We start from the raw sequence: 15,754 nt of genomic DNA, 5'->3' as shown, positions 1-15,754 counted from the left end.
GGGCACAGTTGTGGTCAGCGCATGACGATGACGCGGGTCGCGCCGGCTGCGAAGGACCAGATCGCGGCGGACATCGTGGCGGAGACCCGGATGCAGCCGTGCGAAGCCTTGTAGTTGGTGCCGAGCAGGTAGTCGGCGTGGATCTGCTTCCCGTTCGACTTGTACGTCGGGATCTGGTGGAACCCGACTCCGCACGGCGCGAACCGAACGAAGTTGTTCAGGTACAGGCTCGCGCCGTCGGTGTTCTTCCGGACCCGGGCGGCCCGGCCGCACTTGGCGCCGCTCGTGTAGTTGCCGGCCTTCAGGTACCGCGGGTTGTCGATGATCCCGCCCTGGCGAACGATCTTGCCGCGGGCATCGATCAACCAGACCCAGTTCTGCGTCTGGCTGATCACGATCCGGCGGCCGGTGCCCGACCGGCGCGGGACAGCCCGGACGTCACACCGCTTGGCCGTGCTCGCGATCAAGCGCGAGTACGTCGTACTGTTCAGCGCGCCGGTCTGGCTGAGGACGTTGGCGGACTGGAACCGGACCGTGGCGGCCTGGGTCATCGCCCCGGCCTTCCCGTCGACCGGTCCGGCGGTGCAGCCGAGCCGGTTGAGGCGGGTCTGTGCGGTCTTCACCTGGCTGACGGTCAGTGCGTCGGCGGGAAGCGTCGTACCGGCTGCCACCGCGGTGACGGTGAGCGCGGCCAGGCCGAGTTTGGCAAGAATTCGCATGCGGTTAACCCCCTTGCTCGTGGGCCGGGTTGACCGTGCCCACAGGTTCCTCTCCCTAGGACGCCGGTGGATCCGGAAAGGTTGTGCCTGCGCTCCGGACTATTCCGGTGACACTTACTACCTCTCACAAGACCTGTTACACCGCTAGACTTCGGGGGGTGATCTTCAAGCGCGTCGGGGAGGAACGGCCATACCCGGACCATGGGCTCAAGCCGAAGGACTGGTCGTCGCTGCCACCACGGCAGGTGCGGCTGGACGAGCTCGTCACGACCAAGGGCACCCTGGACCTGAACGCGCTGCTCGACGAGGACTCCACTTTCTACGGCGATCTGTTCGCGCATGTGGTCGAGTGGAAGGGCGAGATGTTCCTCGAGGACGGTCTGCACCGCGCCCTCCGGGCGGCGCTGCAGCAGCGTCTGGTCCTGCACGCCCGGGTCCTGGTCGTGGACTGACCACATGGCTGCTCACGGGGGGTTGAGCCGATGACCGCGATCCATCCACAACCAAGGCCGCACTCCGGCATCCGGTGGCGTACGCCGATCACCATGGTGGTCCTGCTGGCGATCCTGGTCGGCGGCGGCTGGTGGGGCTGGAAGTCGTTGATCACCAGTAGTGCCGAGCAGACCTGCGTCGAGCAGAAGCTGCCCAACAACCGGCTCGTGCCGAAGAACGTCGTGGTGAACGTCTACAACGGCGGCGCCAGGGCGGGCTCGGCGAGCCGGGTTGCCGACGTACTGAAGAAGCGCGGCTTCAACATCAACAAGATCGCGAACGAGCCCAAGGGCGACAAGATCGACATCGTCTCGGTCCGGGGCGCCACCGACAACGCCCCCGAGCTCCAGTTGATCGCCGGCCAGCTCAACCAGAAGCCCCTGACCGTGGGCGACGGCCGCACCGACCACACCGTGGACCTGGTCATCGGAGCCGGCTTCGGCTCCCTACGCCTCAAAGGCATTCCCTCGGTCACGGTCGCTCCCGACAGCATGGTCTGCCTCCCGGTGGTCCACACCCCCCAGCCGGTTCCGTCGGGCCAGAACCCGAACTAGAGCTGTTCGCGGCCGCGTTCACCGAACCAGCCGGCCAGGCGGCCGGCTCGGCTTACCGCTCTGAGGCGGCGGATGGTCTGTTCGCGAAGAGGGCTGGGGGCAACGACCAGCAGTGAGTCGGCGGCTCGGAGGACGGTACGCCGATCTGGGACGAAGGCACGATCCCCGCGGATCACGAGCGAGACCGAGACCCCGGCAGGGAGCCGGAGTTCGGCGATCTCGACGCCGGCCAGGCGGGACTCGCTGGGTACGTGGACCTGGATCATGTCCGCGCCGAGCGACTCCAGTGGCGCCACATCGATGTCCACCTCATGTGCCGCGTTCTCATCGAGCACGCCCAGCCGCCGCGCGAGCCAAGGCAACGACGGCCCCTGCAGCAGCGTGAACAACAGCACCAGCACGAACACCACATCGAAGATCCGGTCCGCCTGCGGCACTCCCTCGGCCAACGGGATCGTCGCCAGCACAATCGGCACCGCACCCCGCAACCCCGCCCACGAGATGAACGTCTGCTCCCGCCAAGGCACCCGGAACGGCGACGCCGAAACCGCTACCGACGCGAACCGCCCGACCACCGTGACCGCGACCCCGATCACCAGCGCCACGAGTACATCGTTCAGCTGGATCCGCCCCGGCGACGCAAGGATCCCGAGCATCACGAACAGCCCGATCTGCGCCAGCCACGCCATCCCGTCCACGAACGATCGCGTGGCCATCCGATGCGGCAACTCGGCCCGTCCAAGCACCAACGAGGTCACGTAGACGGCCGCGAACCCGGACACGTGCAGCAGTACGGCGCCACCGGCGTACGAAATGATCGCCAACGACAGCACCGCGAGCGGGTACAGACCGGCCGACCCGAGTGCCATCCGCCGGATCAGGCCGACGCTCAGCCACCCGATCACGAACCCGAACAGCGCACCGACCACGAGCTCGTAGAGCACCAGCCCGCCGAAATGCAGCAGCCCCTTCTCGCCGACCTCGCCCGTGCTCACCAGGGTGACCAGCAACACGGTCGGGGCATCGTTCAGCCCGGACTCAGACTCCAGCACACCTCGCAACCGCGGTCTGATCGGGACCTTCCGCAGCACCGAGAACACCGCAGCCGCGTCCGTCGGCGACGTGACCGCCCCGAGCAGTACGGAGATCTGCCAATCGAGCCCGAGCACGTAGTGCGCGACGCACGCGACCACGCCGACGCTGACCGCGACCCCGACGGTCGCCAGTACGACGCCGAGCGGCATCACCGGACGTACTTCGTTCCATCGGGTGGTCAGACCGCCGTCGGTCAGGATCACGACCAGCGCAGCGAACCCGAGCGCATGCGCGAGCTGCGCGTCCTCGAAGTGGATATGCCCCGGCCCCGACTCGCCGAGCACGAGCCCCATGCCCAGATAGATCAGCAGCGACGGAAGCCCGAGCCGCCCCGACAGCCGCACCGCCACCACCGCGACCAGCAGCACCCCGGCCCCGGCCAGCAGAATTCGATCGAGCTCCGCAACATCCATCTGGGGCCCGCCCTCCCGCTAGGTCCCGAGCAAGGTCCAGAGAGACGAAAACCCTGACGCATCACACAGCATCAGGGTTTTCGAACCTCTTCCACCCCGGAGGGTGGTTTTTGGCGGTGGCGGAGGGATTTGAACCCTCGGACGGGGGTTGCCCGTCACGCGCTTTCGAGGCGCGCTCCTTCGGCCGCTCGGACACGCCACCGCCGGAGAGGCTATCAAGATCTGTGCCCGATAAAGAAATCGCGGAGGCGCGCACCGGCCTCGTCCGCCATCACCCCGCCCACGACCTGCGGCCGGTGATTCAGCCGCCGATCCCGTACGACGTCCCACAGCGACCCGACGGCGCCCGCCTTCTCGTCGTACGCCGCGAAGATCAGCCGCTCCAACCGGGACAGCACGATCGCCCCCGCGCACATCGTGCACGGCTCCAGCGTGACCACTAGCGTGCAGCCGGTCAGCCGCCACTCGCCGACATGTCGGGCGGCGTCCCGGATCGCGAGTACTTCGGCATGCGCGGTCGGATCGCCCGTGACCTCACGCTCGTTGTGACCGCGCCCGATCACCTCACCGGACTCGTCCACCACGATCGCCCCGATCGGTACGTCGGGCAGCGCCTTCTCGCCCTCCTCCAACGCGAGAGCCATCAGCCGCGCCCATTCGCGGGTCAGGGCCGGACTAGCCAAGAGCTTCGATCGCCTCGTGGAACTGGTTGCCGAACCCAAGCGCTTCGGCGACCTCCTCCAGCATCTCTTCGGGGTAGAGGTCGACGTCGTCGCACAGGGCGCCCAGATCCATCGCGCTCATCCCGATGTCGGAGATGATGGCCAGATCGCCGGCCGGGACCTGTTCGTCGTCGTCCTCGGCCAGCGGGATGTCGAGCTCGTCGACGACCTGCCGGGCCAGCGGCCACTCGGTCGCGGCGGTCACGTCGGAGATCAGCAACTTGGCCCGGCCACCGAGCAGGCGGACCAGGATGAAGAAGTCCTCGTCGACCGAGATCATCCCCAGCACGCCGGCCTCGCCGGGGTAGCGCCGGAGCGCGGACACCAGGGTGGGGAGGTCGGGTTCACCGCGCAGAACCAGCGGTGTGACGGTCCAAACGCCGTCCTCGGTGTAAGCGGCCACCGCGAAGTCGAGATCGGTGGTCATCGGCCCAGCCGTGGCATCAGACACCGGTTCATCGTCGCAGACTCCCGCCGTACTCGGGAGGTTTCTCCGATCTCGACGCGGTATCAGATAGCCGAACAACGGTCAACGGTCAGTGATGGTAGGTCGCTCTCCGCATCGCTTCCCGGAGTTGCCGGACCCGCGCCCGGCGTGGTGCGATCCGGTCCCGGAGGGCGCGTGCCTCCTCGAGCTCGCGTAAGAAAGCAGCCCGACGGCGGAGGCGGTCGAGCTGCTCGGGCGTCTTCGCGGCGCTTTCGGTCATCGGCGTACTCCCTGGTGGGCGAGACAGGGCAGATTCCGGTGCACTTTCCAGTCTGGCAGCGAGCGCGCTTTCCCGTGGCGAATCGCCGACGGTACCGTTCCGGCTTATGCAGATCCTCGTCGTGGACCACCCGCTCGTCGCCCACAAGCTCACCGCGCTGCGGGACGAGCGCACGGACTCACCCACGTTCCGGCGCCTGACCGAGGAACTCGTCACGCTGCTTGCCTACGAGGCGACCCGCGACGTCCGCACCGGTCCGGTCACCGTTCAGACCCCGGTCGCCGAGGCCCAGGGCATCAAGCTGACCGCTCCGAAGCCGTTGGTCGTACCGATCCTGCGGGCCGGCCTCGGCATGCTCGAGGGCATGACCCGGCTGCTGCCGACCGCGGAGGTCGGGTTCCTCGGCATGATCCGGAACGAGGAGACGCTGACCGCCTCGACGTACGCCGAACGCCTGCCGGAGGACCTGTCCGGACGCCAGTGCTACGTCCTCGACCCGATGCTGGCGACCGGCGGCACGCTGTCCGTGGCGATCCAGTTCCTGGTCGACCGCGGCGCCGACCACATCACCGCGATCTGCCTACTCGCCGCTCCCGAAGGCGTCGAGCGGATCGAGCGTGAGCTGGCGGAGCTCGCCGTACCGTGCACTCTCGTGATCGCGGGCCTCGACTCACACCTCAATGACAAGGGCTACATCGTGCCGGGACTGGGCGACGCCGGAGACCGTTTGTACGGCGTCGCCCAGTAAGAACTGTTAGATGAGGGTGTTGCGGTAGAAGAGGTTGGCTCGGCGGTCGCCGGTTACGCCGGAGGCGAAGCCGAAGTAGAGGCGGGCGGTCGCGTCGGTGGAGCCGTAGACGGCCATGCCTTCGGGTTCGCGGTAGGTGAGGCTCTTCCCGGCCAGGGTCAGGAACGAGTCGACGAGCTGACCGGCGTTGATGTCGTAGCACCAGAGCTTCGACGTGGCCTTGGTCTCGTCCGGCGCACCCGGATACGCCTCGCCTTCCCAGAAGTACGCGTACGAGCCGTACAGCGTCCACCCCTGGAAGTCGATCCCCGAGGTCAGCGCGGGCTGCTTGAAGGACGCCAGCACGGTCGAGAAGTCCCCGGCCCGCGCGGCGGCCAGCGAGTACACGTTGATGTGCATCCCGTCGGACAGCGAGTACCGCACGCCCAGCCGCCCGTATCGCTGGTCGACCGCCGGCGTGAAGACACTGCCGTTCGAGACCGGCTTCCACTTGGTCACCGAGCTCGAGGTCAGCGTCGCGCCGTTCTGCCAGGGGAACCGGGCGATCTGCCGCCCGCGCCCGTTGGCCGTGTCGACGTCGGTCTCGGTCCAGATGTACGACGTACCTCCGACAGCCTCGGCCCCGATCGAGACGGCGTGACCGAACCCGGTCAGGTACATGTGACCGAGCACGGTGCCGGAGAAGTTCAGCTGGCTGAGCGTGAGATCGCCGCTGTTGGCCGGCGTACCGGACCGCAGTTGGCCGGTAAAGAGGCGGTTGTTCGGGGTGTCGAAGGCGAACGACTGCAGGACGGTCGGTCCCCACAGCGGCTTGCTGCGGAAGAACTCGTTCGTTGTCGCGCTCATCTTGAACCGCTTGGTGGCGGGCAGATCGAGGGCTCGGACAGGGCGGGCGGAGGCGGGTGCACCGACGGCGCCGGCGGCGAGCAGAGCGCCGGCTCCGGTGAGCAACCCGCGGCGGGAGAGGTTGTCCATGGCACCCGACGGTAAACCTCTTACCGCGAACTGTCAGTAGCTCGCACAAAAATTTCTGCGAACTACTCATCAACCAGTGTTAAAAGGCGTACGGGTACGGCGACCAGTCGGCCGGGCGCTTCTCCAGGAAGGAGTCGCGGCCCTCGGCGGCCTCGTCGGTGCCGTAGGCCAGGCGGGTCGCTTCGCCGGCGAAGATCTGCTGCCCGACCAGCCCGTCGTCGATCAGGTTGAACGAGTACTTCAGCATCCGCTGGGCCGTCGGCGACTTCGCGCAGATCTTCTTGCCCCACTCGAGCGCGACCGCTTCGAGCTCGGCGTGCGGCACGACCTTGTTCACCATCCCCATCCGGTAGGCGTCCTCGGCGTCGTACTCGTCGCCCAGGAAGAAGATCTCCCGCGCGAACTTCTGCCCGACCTGCCGGGCCAGGTACGCCGATCCGAAACCACCGTCGAACGACGCGACATCCGCATCCGTCTGCTTGAACCGCGCGTGCTCCGCCGATGCCAGCGTCAGGTCCGCAACCACGTGCAGACTGTGCCCGCCGCCGGCAGCCCAACCCGGTACGACGCAGATGACGACCTTCGACATGAAGCGAATCAGCCGCTGCACCTCGAGGATGTGCAGCCGCCCGGCCTTCGCCGGGTCGATGCTGTCCGCCGTCGTACCCTCGGCGTACTTGTAACCGTCCTTGCCCCGGATCCGCTGATCGCCACCCGAACAGAACGCCCAGCCGCCGTCCTTCGGCGACGGGCCGTTGCCGGTGAGCAGTACGCAACCGACGTCGCTCGACATCCGCGCGTGGTCCAGCACCCGGTAGAGCTCGTCCACGGTGTGCGGCCGGAACGCGTTGCGTACCTCGGGCCGGTTGAACGCGATCCGCACCACACCGGCGTCGACGGCCCGGTGATAGGTGATGTCAGTCAGGTCGAACCCGTCGACCTGCTTCCAGGCGGACGCGTCGAAGATCTCGGAGACAGTCACCCGGCGAGCATATTTCAGCGCTTCGCGGTGCTCTCCCGCAGGACGACCTCGGCCTTGAACGTCTCGGTCTTCGGGTCGCCGCCCTCGATCGCCAACTCGAGCGCCCGCCGGCCCATCTGCTCCAACGGCAGCCGGACCGTGGTCAGCCCCGGCCACACATCGCGCAGCGTCGCGATGTCGTCGAATCCGGCCACACCCAGCTGTCCGGGTACGTCGACTCCACGCGCCCGCAAAGCGGACATCGCGCCGACCGCCATCACGTCGTTCACCGCGAACAGACAGTCAACATCCGCGTGCTTGTCGAGCAACTCCTCGGCGGCGGCGTACCCACCGTCGCGAGTGAAGTCGCCGGTCTGCACCGCCACCGGCTGCAACCCGGCCTCGGCCAGTCCCGCAACGAATCCGTCCCGCCGGTCCCGCGCGGTCGCGAGCGCATCCGGACCACCCAGTACAGCGAACTTCCGCCAGCCAAGGCCCGCGAGCTCACCGGCGAGCGCGGCCGCACCGGAACGGTTGTCCGGCTCGATCGTGTGCGCCGGCATCCCGGACTGACTGACCAGCGCCAGACCCGCGCCGGAGTTGAGGAACGTCCCGACCTCAGTCGCCGTACGCGCAAGGCTTTCGGCGTCGGTCCGGCGGCTACCGATCATCACCGCGGCGCGGGCCCGCTGCGCCCGTAACGACGACAGGTAAGCGATCTCGCGCTCGGCGTCGCGGAACGTGCTGGCCATCATCACCAGCAGCTGGCGTTCGTCGGCGGCGCGCATCACGCCGTTCGCGATCGCGGCGAAGTACGGGTCCTCGATGTCGTGGACCAGGATGCCGACCACGTTCGTCGACGACTTGGCCAGCGCCTGGGCCTGCGCGTTCGGCGTGTAGCCGAGCTCGTCCGCAGCCGCCTTCACCCGCTCCTGCAGCTCGGGTCGCGGCACGCGATCGCCGCCGTTCAGCACACGCGAAGCGGTCGCCACGGACACACCCGCACGCTGTGCGACGTCCAGCAATGTCACCGGTGCTCGCAGATTCACTGGCCTACCCTTCCTGCTCTCCCCCCAGGGGTGGTGGCGGTCACCTTATCGGAATCGGCGTCTTGTTACGCTGTGTGGCCGCGAACAGGCTGCCAATCTCCGCAGAACCTGGCTTTGCGGCGCGCGAGTGACTAGCCTTCCCAGCCATGACGTCCGTCCGCGCCAGGGTGACGATCCTGGTCTCGTCCGCCGTGCTCAGCCTCGGGACCGTCACCGGTCCCGCTGTGGCTGGGCCGATCCCGGACGGCCCGGGCACGAACCCTGCTCCGGCGGCCTCGGCCGCCACCGCAGCCGGCGTGCCCGAGCACATCGACCAGCGCACGAAGAGCACGCAGCCGGTCTACGACTACGCTGCCGCGATCCGTCAGTCCGTGTACGTCGACACCACGATGGACACCGACTCCGACGGCAAGGACGACGTGATCGCCGTCGACATCGTGCGGCCGAGCGAGACCGCGCTGACCGGTGTACGCATCCCGGTGATCATGGACGCATCGCCGTACTACTCCTGCTGCGGACGCGGCAACGAGAGCGAGAAGAAGACGTACGACGAGAGCGGCATCATCCAGAAGATGCCGCTGTACTACGACAACTACTTCGTACCGCGTGGGTACGCCGTTGTCGGCGTCGACATCGTCGGCACCGGTCGCTCGACCGGCTGTGGAGACGTCGGCGGCAAGGACGAGATCGCCTCTGTGGTCGCGGTGATCAACTGGTTGAACGGCCGCAACACCGCACACGACGCCGACGGGCGGAAGGTGACGGCCACCTGGACCACCGGCAATGTCGGCATGATCGGCAAGTCGTACGACGGGACCCTCGCGAACGGGGTGGCCGCAACCGGGGTCAAGGGCCTGAAGACGATCGTACCGATCTCGGCGATCTCGTCGTGGTATGACTACACGCGCTCCGGCGGCGTCCCGTACTCCGACGACTACATGCCTTGGCTCGGTGGGTACGTCGGTCACAGCACGCCTGCGTGTGAAGCGGTTCGGGGCGAGCTCGGCGACAACGACGATGACGACACCGGTGACTACACAGCCTTCTGGGCCGAGCGTGACTACCTGAAGAACGCGTCGAAGGTGAAGGCGTCGGTGTTCATGACGCACGGCCTGAGCGACTACAACGTCCAGACCAACCACTTCTCGCAGTGGTGGTCAGCACTCGCCAAGAACAAGGTGCCGCGCAAGCTGTGGCTCGGTATCGAGGACCACGTGGATCCCTTCGAGTTCCGGCGTGACGCCTGGGTGGACGAGCTGCACAAGTGGTTCGACTACTGGCTGCAGGGCTTGCAGAACGGCGTGATGAAGGAGCCGATGGCATCGATCGAGACGGCTCCGAACGTCTGGCGGGACTACAAGTCCTGGCCGGCCGTGAACCGTCCCGCCTCGGTCCCGCTCGCCGCCGGCAAACTAGGTGCCGCAGGCAAGGGATCTGTCACGATCACCGACGACCCCGAGCTGACCGAGGACGACATCGTCGCCGACCCGTCCGAGGAGATCGCCGGCCGGCAGGTGTTCCTGTCCGCGCCGTTGACCGCCCCGATCCGGATCAGCGGTACGCCGTCGGTCACGCTCAAGCTCAAGTCCGACTCGTCCACCACGCCCGTCACCGCCCGCCTGATCGAGTACGGCGACGCGGCCCGCTACACCGGCGTACGCACGACGACGCAGAGCACCTGCGAGGGTTCGAGCACCGACTACGACGACAGCTGCTACTACACCGTCGACAAGCTCACCGCACAGAGCGACCACGGCATCGTCAGCCGAGGCTGGGTTGACGCCGCCCACAGCAAGTCCCTGAGCAAGCCCACTCCGTTGACGCCCGGCAAGTGGTCCACGGTCACCGTTCCCCTCCGCGCCCAGGACGAGGTAATCCCCAAGGGCCGAGTCCTGGCCCTGGCCGTAACCCTCTCCGACACCGAGTGGACCTCCCCCAACGACACCGGCGCCACCATCGACATCGACCTGGCCGGCAGCAAACTGAACCTCCCGCTCACGTCCGGCAAGATCGCCGCCCCCACCAAGCCCCAGCCCATAGACGTAGACATCACCACCCCCACCCAACGCCCCGACCTCCACGACCCCAGCAACTAACGAGCTCAAGGAAGCCCCACGCGCCGCTACGCGCGCTCCTACGTCGCGTGCTCGCCGCCGCTCCCACCCACCCGTGGTGCGCGCTCTCGCGCTTCATCGACAGCCCCGCGGTCCCGCCAACCCACCTCCGCAAGCCCATCCAACCCCGGTGAGCCGTGTCTCGTCAGCGCGACATCGCGCATTGTCGGGTGGGTGGAGCGGGCAGGCGACGTAGGAGCGCGTGCGCCGGGGGCGTGGGGCTGAACCACACGCACCAACTATTTGCCTTCGGCTACGTAGAGCATGGGGTCGCCGAAGCCTAGGTCTGTTATGCCGGCTGTGTAGAAGGCTCCGATCAGGAGGGAGCGGCGGTGGGCGGCGAAGGTGAGGACGTGGGCGACCAGGCCGCCGTAGGTGAAGACCCGGGGTGGTTCACAGGTGGTGTCGACGAAGCTTTCATCGAAGCGGCCTGACTCGTTGAGTTGATTGACCAAGGCAACGAAGCGGGAACCCGCGTCGGCGTGGCGGGTGCGGAGGTCGGGAATCGGGGTGACGACCTGGCGGCCGCATTCGGGCACCTGGAAGGGACGGTCCTCCACCGACGCCAGCCACATTTCTTCCTGCCAGACAAGGCGATCCAGCAGATAGCGGATCGAGATGTCGTCGTCGATTCCTTCGACCGACAGTTCGATCGGCCGGTCCAGTGTCGCCGCGTCCAGGCGGGCGCCGCGTTCGATCATCTCGCCGGTGAGCCAGACGTGATGCTCGACCATCTTCACCAGTACGTCCATCCCTCGCACCTCTCTTCGGGCCGGCAGGCGCAATCCCGCCGGTGGCTGAAAATGAACCCCGCTCGGCGCCGTCAGGAAGAACACCCGCGACGCTTCCCGTCGCCACTCCCGCGGCGACATCCCATAGGCTCTGGCGAACGCCCGGGTGAACGCCTCGTTCGACCCGTACCCGGCCTCGACCGCGACCTCCAGCACCCCGACCGGCTCGGCCAGCAACCGGTACGCCGCCCTCTCGAGCAACACCCGCCGCCGGAACGCGAACGGCGACTCCCCGGCCGCCGCCCCGATCACCCGATCGAAGTGGAACCGCGACAAGTGCACCCGCCCAGCCAGCCCCGCCCCGTTCACGGGCACATCACCGGCCAGCCCGGAGGCCACCACCGCCACGAATTTCTCGAACACATCCGCCATGCCCACCACTGTGCCCCGTCCGGGCCCCGCCGTACTTGATCGAAATTGCGGATCCGCCTACTGGTTGGCGGAGTACTGCGCAATGTGTAGTAGTGTGGTCGGCAGAGCACCGGGAGGGCGGTCTGAGGGGTCCGGCCTTCCGGTGCGCCGAGGGAGGTCTGATGGACACGAGCCAACTGCTCAAAGGTGTGCTGGATCTGGCGGTGCTCGCGGTGTTGCGGGATGCCGACGGATACGGGTACGACGTGCTGCGCCGACTGCGGGCCGCCGGCCTCGAGGATGTCGCGGACGCGTCGGTGTACGGGACGTTGCGGCGGTTGTTCGCGGCCGGCGCGTTGACGTCGTACGTGCAACCCAGCGAGGAAGGTCCGCACCGCAAGTACTACGGGCTGAACAAGACCGGCCACGAGCTGCTCCAACAGTCCACCAAGACCTGGAACCACTTCGCCGACACGATGTCGGTGCTGCTGCTGGAGAAGGAGGCCGCGTGAACAGCACTCTGACCGGAGCCGTCGCGATCTACCTCGCCCAGGTGCGGGCCGAGCTGAGCGACCTGCCGCCGGGTGAGCTGGAGGACGTGCTCGACGACGTCAGCGGTCACCTCACCGAGGTTGCCGCCGAGTTCGAGCCTGGACCCGAGGGCGGGCCGACGCTCGCGGCCCTGCAGGAGCGACTGGGCACCCCACAGCAGTACGCCGATGAGCTGCGTACCGCGGCCGGCTACCCGCCCCGCACCAAGCCGGTCGGCGTCGCACACCTCGACGCGGGCTGGAAGGCCTTGCGCTGGGGCCTGATCGCGGCCACCGTCGGACCGTTCTTCATTGCCATCGGCATCTTCGCCTGGCAGCAGGACGCCACCGTGTTCTTCGGCCTGCTCGGCATCGCGGTGCTGTTCGCGGCGGCCTATCTCGGCGTACGGGCGTTGCACGGTTACGACCCGCGGATCGTCCTCGACACCCCTCGGGGCGCGCAGGGTGCGACTGCGATCCGTGGCCTGATCGATCAGATCCCCCCGAACGCCCGCGCCGAGCTGACCAGCATCGGCCAACCGGTCTGGTGGGTCGTCCGCGGCGTGATCGGCGGCGGTGGGTTCTTCGCGCTGTTCGGCGCGGCTTCGGTCACGGTAGTCGGTGCAATCGCGGGCGCCGCGGTCTCGATCTGGGTCGGCCGCAAGACCCAGCGGGACCGCCGCTGGCTCTGGTACGTCGTACCGCTCAACGTCGTCACAGCCGTCGCGGTCCCGGCGTTCCTTGCCGCCGCGTATGTCGGCACCTCGTTCAGCCTGTTCGGCAACTACAACGACTACCGCGGCACCAACAACACGTCGTACGCCCCGAACGGCCTCCGGCTGGACGGGAACCGGGTCACCAACATCTACCCGTTCGATGCCCAGGGCAAGCAGGTCGACGTCCGGCTGTACGACCAGGACGGCAACCCGATCAGCCTGGAGCCCCAGGACTGCGCAGCGAACTACGGCTCGAACCAGCCTGGCACGACGAGCAACCTGTTCCCCCAGGCTGTGGTGAGCCCGGACGAGGACGGCTACGCAGACCCGGAGAACTGCAAGGACACCACCAAGGCGCCCTTCGTCCCGCCGCCCGCGCCGGCCACCCGTACGACGTCGACACCGAGCAACGGCCCGACCGACAAGCCGACGCCAGCCCCGACGCCCACGGCCCCACCGTCCGTGAAGCCGCCGACCACGGCGCCGACCGCCAAGGTTCCGACCCCTGGTGTGACGCTGACGGTCGAGCCGACCCGCTGACCTACAGGTGGGCGGCAGCGACGTTGCGGTAGGTGTACCCGAGCGTGCGATAGAGCCCGATCGCGGGGGCGTTGATGCCATCGACCATCAACGCCACCCGCCCGTGCCGCTTGAGCAGCTCGGCCGTCACGAACCCACACACCTGCCGCGACAACCCCTTGCCCCGGGCAACAGGCAACGTGGCCACACCGGCCAGGAAACCCACCTCCGGTGCACTCCACGCATCCGCCGCGATACTCAACAGCTCCCCGCCGTCCCCGGTCACCCCAGCCCACCGCCGTACACCGCCCCGACCGGGCCACGCATACGACGAAGGCGACGCCTCGGTCAGCAACTCCTCGACACCGGCATCTCCATCGAGCCACGTCGGACCTCCACCACTCACCAAGTCACCGCCTGACCCGTCCTGGGTCCTTTGCCGAGCGTGCGGCGGCGCTGCCGGACGAGCTTGGTGAGTGGCGGACGTCCGCCTCTCCATCCAGCCGAACGCGGCGCCGAACTTCAACCCCGGCACCCGCTCGACGAGCCCGCGCACGAGGTCCTCCGCGCCGAACGGGCGGAAGGTCGGCCCGACCTCCGCGAGGATCCCGGCCGCCAGTCGGGCTACCGTCGAAACCGGGCCGGCCACCGCGAGCCGATCGCGCCTCGAGAGACCGGGGGACGCGACGGCGACCGCATCGCCGTCGTACCAAGCGCGAACCCCCGGGGCGAAGCCTTGGGCAGCCCAGACGATCTGCGGATCGCCTCCACTCGCTTGGATCAGGTCAGCAGAGGTCAGGATCTCGCGCACGAACCTATTGTTCCTCAGCCCGTTGAACGGCGTACGGGACGAGGTGGTGGTACCCGCGGACCGAGACGCGGCGGAGGCGACGGAGGCGGTAGGCCGGGTGACCGTCGAGGGCTGCGGCGAGTTCACGGTCCGCGAGGACGCGGCCGGGTTTGCACTCGGCGGTGAGACGGGCGGCCAGGTTGACGACTTCGCCGTACACATCGCCGAGGCGGATCAGGATGGTGCCGTAGGCAAGGCCGATCCGGAGCTCGGGCAGGTCCTCGGCCGCGTTGACCGCGTCCTGCAGGGCCAGCGCGACCGCAGCGCCCTGGGCCGCGCTGTCGGTGACGAAGAGGACCTCGTCGCCGATCGACTTGATCACCCGGCCGCCGTTCAGCGCAACGACGTCCGCGGCCATGCCCTCGAACCGCTCGATCAACTGGCCGAGCTCGGCCTCCGTCATCCGCCGGGTCAGGCGGGTGTAGCTGACGATGTCGGCGAACCCGACCGTCCGCACGCCGCGCGCCAGCTCGTCCGAGCCGGCCACCGCCCGCCCGGCGGCCGCGGCCAGGTGCCGTCGCCACACGTAGGTCTGCAGCCGCTCCATCGCCGGCAACAGTTGCTCGGCCACCTCGATGGCCTCGTCCGCCGACAGCTTCGATCCGCCCAGGAATTCGAGGAACATCGACGACTGCCACGAGGCCAGCCGGGACTGCGTCTGCCCGAGCTTGCGTGCCAGCGAGGACTCCATCTCCGGATCGATGAAGTCGTCGTCCTCCAGCGCCGCCACCAGCCGCAGTGCCTCGACATCGTCGTCGGTGAAGGCGATCTCGTCGTCGGGTACGGTCGCGAACCCGAGCGCGTGCCACATCCGCTCGGCCCGCGCGATCGAGATACCGGCCCGCTCGGACACCTCGATCCGGGTGAACTTCCGCTCCCCACCCAGCAGCGTCCGCTCGAACTCCCGCTGCAGTCCCTCCAGGTCAGCGGGAGAGGAGTCAGGAACCACCGCGGCGCTCGGCGATGGTGGCGTCGATGGCGTCGCGGAACGCGGGCAGGCGACGGGTCAGGTCGTCGAACTTCTCCCGGGTGAAGTGCAGCAGCTGCAGCCGGGACTTGGCCGTGACGGTTGCCGTGCGCAACGTGTTCTTCCGGACCGCGACCTCGCCGGCGATGTCGCCGGGGCCGAGTTCGGCGATCTCCTCGCCCTTCGACCGGACCGCTGCCGTACCGCTGAGGATCAGGTACGCCGCGTCCGGAGCGGTCTGCTCCAGAATCAGCGACCAGCCCGCCGGCACGGAGACCTCCTCGCCGGCCCGGAAGATGTCCCTGATGTCCCGGCCGGACAGATCCGCGAACAGCGGCAGGTCCCGCGGGGACGTCCTACCCAGTGCCACGTCGATCCTCCGAGCCCGCCGGGCCACCCCGGCGATCAGCCGATGTTTCCAGTCGGTAACTCTAACGGCTCGCCGGAGCGAAGGTCACCCGACGGGTCCGAAACGCCGAAA

Annotated in this window: 18 protein-coding genes and 1 tRNA gene; 6 read left to right on the top strand and 13 right to left on the bottom strand. The window is 68.1% G+C overall.

Annotated elements, in window-relative coordinates:
• Positions 1–14: 14 nt before the first annotated feature.
• Positions 15–719 carry a L,D-transpeptidase family protein gene (locus AB0L70_RS07345; RefSeq protein ID WP_363681039.1) on the bottom strand — a complete coding sequence of 235 codons (705 nt, stop codon included), beginning with the start codon at positions 717–719 and terminating at the stop codon, positions 15–17.
• Positions 720–877: 158 nt separating this feature from the next.
• Here AB0L70_RS07345 and AB0L70_RS07340 point away from each other — a divergent pair, with 158 nt between their 5' ends.
• Positions 878–1,171, top strand: a complete 294-nt coding sequence (locus tag AB0L70_RS07340) for a type II toxin-antitoxin system VapB family antitoxin (protein ID WP_360364810.1) — start codon at positions 878–880, stop codon at positions 1,169–1,171.
• Between the two features lie 30 nt (positions 1,172–1,201).
• Positions 1,202–1,765 (top strand): LytR C-terminal domain-containing protein, encoded by a 564-nt coding sequence (locus tag AB0L70_RS07335; RefSeq protein ID WP_363681036.1) that lies wholly within the window; start codon positions 1,202–1,204, stop codon positions 1,763–1,765.
• Here AB0L70_RS07335 and AB0L70_RS07330 read toward each other — a convergent pair.
• The 5 genes from AB0L70_RS07330 to AB0L70_RS07310 form a co-directional block, all read right to left on the bottom strand.
• Positions 1,762–3,273 carry a potassium/proton antiporter gene (locus AB0L70_RS07330; protein WP_363681034.1) on the bottom strand — a complete coding sequence of 504 codons (1,512 nt, stop codon included), beginning with the start codon at positions 3,271–3,273 and terminating at the stop codon, positions 1,762–1,764. The two genes, AB0L70_RS07335 and AB0L70_RS07330, sit on opposite strands and share 4 nt — an antisense overlap.
• 111 nt (positions 3,274–3,384) lie before the next feature.
• Positions 3,385–3,475, bottom strand: a tRNA-Ser gene (locus tag AB0L70_RS07325).
• 13 nt (positions 3,476–3,488) lie between these two features.
• On the bottom strand, positions 3,489–3,917 hold the full coding sequence (locus tag AB0L70_RS07320; RefSeq protein ID WP_363681803.1) for a nucleoside deaminase: 429 nt from the start codon (positions 3,915–3,917) through the stop codon (positions 3,489–3,491).
• 31 nt (positions 3,918–3,948) lie between these two features.
• Entirely contained in the window at positions 3,949–4,446 is a 498-nt protein-coding gene (locus AB0L70_RS07315; RefSeq protein WP_363681032.1) for a tRNA adenosine deaminase-associated protein, read from the bottom strand.
• An 85-nt stretch (positions 4,447–4,531) separates the two neighbouring features.
• Positions 4,532–4,702: a hypothetical protein gene (locus AB0L70_RS07310; protein WP_363681030.1), complete on the bottom strand. Its 171-nt coding sequence runs from the start codon at positions 4,700–4,702 to the stop codon at positions 4,532–4,534.
• 106 nt (positions 4,703–4,808) lie between these two features.
• Here AB0L70_RS07310 and upp point away from each other — a divergent pair, with 106 nt between their 5' ends.
• Positions 4,809–5,450, top strand: a complete 642-nt coding sequence (upp, locus tag AB0L70_RS07305; protein WP_363681028.1) for a uracil phosphoribosyltransferase — start codon at positions 4,809–4,811, stop codon at positions 5,448–5,450.
• Between the two features lie 6 nt (positions 5,451–5,456).
• Here the strand turns inward: upp and AB0L70_RS07300 are convergent, their stop codons facing one another.
• The 3 genes from AB0L70_RS07300 to AB0L70_RS07290 all read right to left on the bottom strand — a co-directional run bounded on the left by AB0L70_RS07300 (position 5,457) and on the right by AB0L70_RS07290 (position 8,435).
• The gene (locus AB0L70_RS07300; protein ID WP_363681026.1) at positions 5,457–6,425 is read right to left on the bottom strand and encodes a hypothetical protein; all 969 of its coding nucleotides are present in this window, start codon (positions 6,423–6,425) and stop codon (positions 5,457–5,459) included.
• A 79-nt stretch (positions 6,426–6,504) separates the two neighbouring features.
• Positions 6,505–7,407 (bottom strand): 1,4-dihydroxy-2-naphthoyl-CoA synthase, encoded by a 903-nt coding sequence (locus AB0L70_RS07295; RefSeq protein ID WP_363681024.1) that lies wholly within the window; start codon positions 7,405–7,407, stop codon positions 6,505–6,507.
• A 14-nt stretch (positions 7,408–7,421) separates the two neighbouring features.
• Complete coding sequence (locus AB0L70_RS07290; RefSeq protein ID WP_363681021.1) at positions 7,422–8,435, bottom strand: LacI family DNA-binding transcriptional regulator; 1,014 nt, start codon at positions 8,433–8,435, stop codon at positions 7,422–7,424.
• A gap of 146 nt (positions 8,436–8,581) precedes the next feature.
• Here AB0L70_RS07290 and AB0L70_RS07285 point away from each other — a divergent pair, with 146 nt between their 5' ends.
• A complete protein-coding gene (locus AB0L70_RS07285; RefSeq protein ID WP_363681019.1) occupies positions 8,582–10,531 on the top strand; it encodes a Xaa-Pro dipeptidyl-peptidase in 1,950 nt (649 codons plus the stop codon).
• 257 nt (positions 10,532–10,788) lie between these two features.
• On the opposite strand, the gene AB0L70_RS07280 is transcribed toward AB0L70_RS07285, so the two are convergent.
• On the bottom strand, positions 10,789–11,712 hold the full coding sequence (locus tag AB0L70_RS07280) for an AraC family transcriptional regulator (protein ID WP_363681017.1): 924 nt from the start codon (positions 11,710–11,712) through the stop codon (positions 10,789–10,791).
• Between the two features lie 161 nt (positions 11,713–11,873).
• Between AB0L70_RS07280 and AB0L70_RS07275 the strand changes: the two genes are divergently transcribed.
• Positions 11,874–12,203: a PadR family transcriptional regulator gene (locus AB0L70_RS07275; protein WP_363681015.1), complete on the top strand. Its 330-nt coding sequence runs from the start codon at positions 11,874–11,876 to the stop codon at positions 12,201–12,203.
• Entirely contained in the window at positions 12,200–13,477 is a 1,278-nt protein-coding gene (locus AB0L70_RS07270) for a hypothetical protein (RefSeq protein ID WP_363681013.1), read from the top strand. The genes AB0L70_RS07275 and AB0L70_RS07270 overlap by 4 nt, the downstream gene beginning before the upstream one ends.
• 1 nt (position 13,478) lies before the next feature.
• Here the strand turns inward: AB0L70_RS07270 and AB0L70_RS07265 are convergent, their stop codons facing one another.
• The 3 genes from AB0L70_RS07265 to AB0L70_RS07255 are packed head-to-tail and all read right to left on the bottom strand — an operon-like array spanning position 13,479 to position 15,643.
• Entirely contained in the window at positions 13,479–14,267 is a 789-nt protein-coding gene (locus tag AB0L70_RS07265; RefSeq protein WP_363681011.1) for a GNAT family N-acetyltransferase, read from the bottom strand.
• A 4-nt stretch (positions 14,268–14,271) separates the two neighbouring features.
• Entirely contained in the window at positions 14,272–15,255 is a 984-nt protein-coding gene (locus tag AB0L70_RS07260; RefSeq protein WP_363681009.1) for an adenylate/guanylate cyclase domain-containing protein, read from the bottom strand.
• Positions 15,245–15,643 carry a cyclic nucleotide-binding domain-containing protein gene (locus AB0L70_RS07255; RefSeq protein WP_363681007.1) on the bottom strand — a complete coding sequence of 133 codons (399 nt, stop codon included), beginning with the start codon at positions 15,641–15,643 and terminating at the stop codon, positions 15,245–15,247. The genes AB0L70_RS07260 and AB0L70_RS07255 overlap by 11 nt, the downstream gene beginning before the upstream one ends.
• Positions 15,644–15,754: the final 111 nt, after the last annotated feature.

Source organism: Kribbella sp. NPDC051952 (genome assembly GCF_040680855.1).
Taxonomy (GTDB): domain Bacteria; phylum Actinomycetota; class Actinomycetes; order Propionibacteriales; family Kribbellaceae; genus Kribbella.
This window is presented reverse-complemented; position numbering and strand designations above follow the sequence as displayed.